Consider the following 3,142-nt stretch of genomic DNA (forward strand, 5'->3'; position numbering starts at 1 on the left):
ATAATTAAAGAAATTTTAAGAAGGTATTTTGAGTAAGTAATTGTAAAGTTTTTTATAGGGAAAATAATAAAAGATTTTACTATTATTTGCTCCCTTCTTAAAAAAAGAAATTTTAGGAGGAAAAATGTTTGAAGAGAAAATTTATGGTTTTAATTTAGGAAACCAGAAAATTAAAATAAGTACAGGAAAAATTGCACGTCAAGCTGGGGGATCTGTTGTTGTTCAATGCGGAGGAACAGTGCTTTTGGTTACAGCAACTAGAAGTAAGGATGTTAGGGAAGGTCAAGATTTTTTCCCTTTAACAGTTGATTATATCGAAAAATTTTACGCATCTGGAAAATTTCCAGGCGGGTTTATAAAAAGGGAAACTAAGCCAGGAACTGATGAAATTTTGATTTCAAGATTGATTGATAGACCAATTAGACCTTTATTTCCAGAAGGATTTTTGAATGCGGTACACATTGTTGTTACGGTGCTTTCGTATGATGAAGTGAATTATCCTGAAAATCTTGCTACAATTGGAGTTTCTACTGCTTTAGGATTATCAGATATTCCATTTGCAGGAACTGTGGCTGGAGTTACAGTTGGGTACATTAATGGAGAATACATCTTAAATCCAACAGGCGAGCAATTATTAGAAAGCGAAATTCAATTGTCAGTCGCAGGGACAAAAGACGCTGTAACAATGGTAGAAGCTGGAGCTAAGGAAGTTTCTGAAGAAGTTATGCTGGAAGCAATTATGTTTGGGCATGAAAGAATTAAGGAAATTTGTGCAGAACAGGATAAATTCCTTGCACAATTTGAAATTCAGAAATATGAATTTGAGAAAAAAGAAGTAGATTCTGAAATTAAGGAATTTATTGACAGTTTTGAAAATGAAGTTGAAAAAGCAATAATGACGCCAGGAAAACTTGAAAAATATGAAGCAATTGACAATTTGGAAATAGAGCTTTTTGAAAAATATGTTGAAAAGCTTGAAAATGAAGATAAGGAAATTGATGACACTCTTGAAAAAGAATTTAAAAAATATTATAGAGATGTAGAAAAAAGACTTGTCAGGGATGCTATTTTGTATAAGCAATACCGTGCTGACGGACGTCAAACTACTGAAATCCGTCCAATTGATGTAGAAATTGATACACTTCCAGTACCTCATGGATCTGCATTGTTCACGCGTGGGGAAACACAGGCGTTAGTTGTTGCAACACTTGGAAGTAAGGAAGATGAGCAAATTATTGACGGAATGGAAGATGAAACACGTAAAAAATTCTTCCTGCACTATAACTTCCCACCATATTCAGTCGGAGAAGCAGGATTTATGAGAGCTCCTGGAAGACGTGAACTAGGACATGGGAATTTGGCTGAAAGAGCGTTAAAATATGTTATGCCAGATACAGAAAAATTCCCGTATACAGTAAGACTTGTTTCTGAAATTACAGAATCAAATGGTTCATCATCACAGGCTTCAATTTGTGGAGGGTCTCTTGCGTTAATGGCAGCTGGAGTACCAATAAAATCTACAGTTGCAGGAATTGCTATGGGTCTTATAAAAGAAGGAGATACATTTACAGTACTTACGGATATTCAAGGGCTTGAAGATCATCTTGGAGATATGGACTTTAAAGTTGCAGGTACGAAAAATGGAATTACTGCAATTCAAATGGATATAAAAATTGAAGGAATTACAAGAGAAATAATGGAAATTGCTTTAAGACAGGCATTAGAAGGAAGATTATTCATCATTGATAAAATGGAAGCAGTAATTAGTGAGCCAAGAGCTCAGGTTGCTGAAAATGCGCCAAAAATTGAGATTATTAAGATTAATCCTGATAAAATTGCTGGACTTATCGGTCCAGGTGGAAAAGTTATTAGAGCAATTATTGATGAAACTGGAGTTTCGATAGACATTGAAGACGACGGAACCGTTTCGATTTTCGGAAAAGAATCTGAAAATATGAAAAAAGCTTTAGAACTTGTTAAAAGACAAACTCAGTCAGTTGAGTTAAATGAAATTTATGATGGAAAAGTTACAAAACTGATGAAATTTGGTGCATTTGTAGAAGTATTGCCAGGGAAAGAAGGACTTTTACATATTTCTGAAATTAGCAATAAGAGAGTGGAAAAGACTGAAGATGCATTAAAAGAAGGACAAAATGTCAGAGTCAAAGTAATTTCAATGGAAAGCGAAGATAAATTTAACTTGAGCATGAAGGCATTGCAGCAATAGGATTATATTATAATTACAAAGGAGCGTGAAAGGTATGAAAATGAATTTACCTAATAAATTAGCCATATTAAGAATAATTCTAGTTATACCATTTGTTATTTTTTTAAGTTTAGCTCTGGAAGTTTCAGATAATACAGCAGTTTCTATGACAATGAGAGTATTTGCAGCGATTATCTTTGTAGGAGCGTCTATAACAGATTATTACGATGGGAAAATTGCAAGAAAATATAACTTGATTACAAATTTAGGAAAACTGCTAGATCCTTTAGCAGATAAAATTCTTGTTATTTCGGCTTTAGTAACACTTACAAAATTTAGTCAGATTAGCCTATGGTTTGTAATAGTTATAATATTTAGAGAATTAATGATAACAGGGCTTCGTTCAATTGTAGCGGCTGAAGGGGTTGTTATTGCAGCAGAAAGTCTTGGAAAGTGGAAGACTGCTACTCAGATGATAGCACTTACACTAATAATTTTAATACCTTTCAGTTTTACAATAAATAACATTTTATTACTTACTCCACTGATATTAACAGTAGTTTCAGGAGTTGAATATGTTATAAAATGTAAAAATGTTCTAAATAAATAACCTTTTTAAATTTTTTGGAGGTGTGATTTTGGATATTGTTATAGCAGTGATATTAAAGCTGTTTGATTTATATGCTCTTCTTATTTTAATAAATATTTTAGGAACTTGGATTGACCCATATAATCAAATAGGACTTTTTCAATGGGTAAGAAAAGTTACAGAGCCATATTTACGGATGTTTAAAATAATAATTCCGATTGGAAGCATGAATCTTGATATTTCGGCAATGCTAGGATTAATGATTTTGGAATTGATAAAAGAAATTTTTGTAAGAACGGTTGTACTAAGTTCATTTTAAAAACATTAAAATTTTGCTCATTTAATAA

3 protein-coding genes are annotated in these 3,142 nt (G+C 32.5%); all 3 read left to right on the forward strand.

Annotation, left to right across the window (positions count from 1 at the left end; all coding sequences use genetic code 11):
• The first annotated feature begins 124 nt into the window (after positions 1 to 124).
• From pnp to Q0370_RS04605, 3 genes are read left to right on the forward strand one after another with little or no spacing between them, the layout of a single operon-like run.
• The gene (gene pnp / locus Q0370_RS04595; protein WP_299572724.1) at positions 125 to 2,227 is read left to right on the forward strand and encodes a polyribonucleotide nucleotidyltransferase; all 2,103 of its coding nucleotides are present in this window, start codon (positions 125 to 127) and stop codon (positions 2,225 to 2,227) included.
• Between the two features lie 40 nt (positions 2,228 to 2,267).
• Complete coding sequence (gene pgsA / locus Q0370_RS04600) at positions 2,268 to 2,816, forward strand: CDP-diacylglycerol--glycerol-3-phosphate 3-phosphatidyltransferase (RefSeq protein WP_299572730.1); 549 nt, start codon at positions 2,268 to 2,270, stop codon at positions 2,814 to 2,816.
• Between the two features lie 22 nt (positions 2,817 to 2,838).
• Positions 2,839 to 3,114, forward strand: coding sequence for a YggT family protein (locus tag Q0370_RS04605; RefSeq protein WP_299572727.1), 276 nt, complete (start codon positions 2,839 to 2,841; stop codon positions 3,112 to 3,114).
• Positions 3,115 to 3,142: the final 28 nt, after the last annotated feature.

The sequence above is a fragment of the uncultured Leptotrichia sp. genome, from assembly GCF_938036635.1.
Taxonomy (GTDB): domain Bacteria; phylum Fusobacteriota; class Fusobacteriia; order Fusobacteriales; family Leptotrichiaceae; genus Leptotrichia; species Leptotrichia hongkongensis.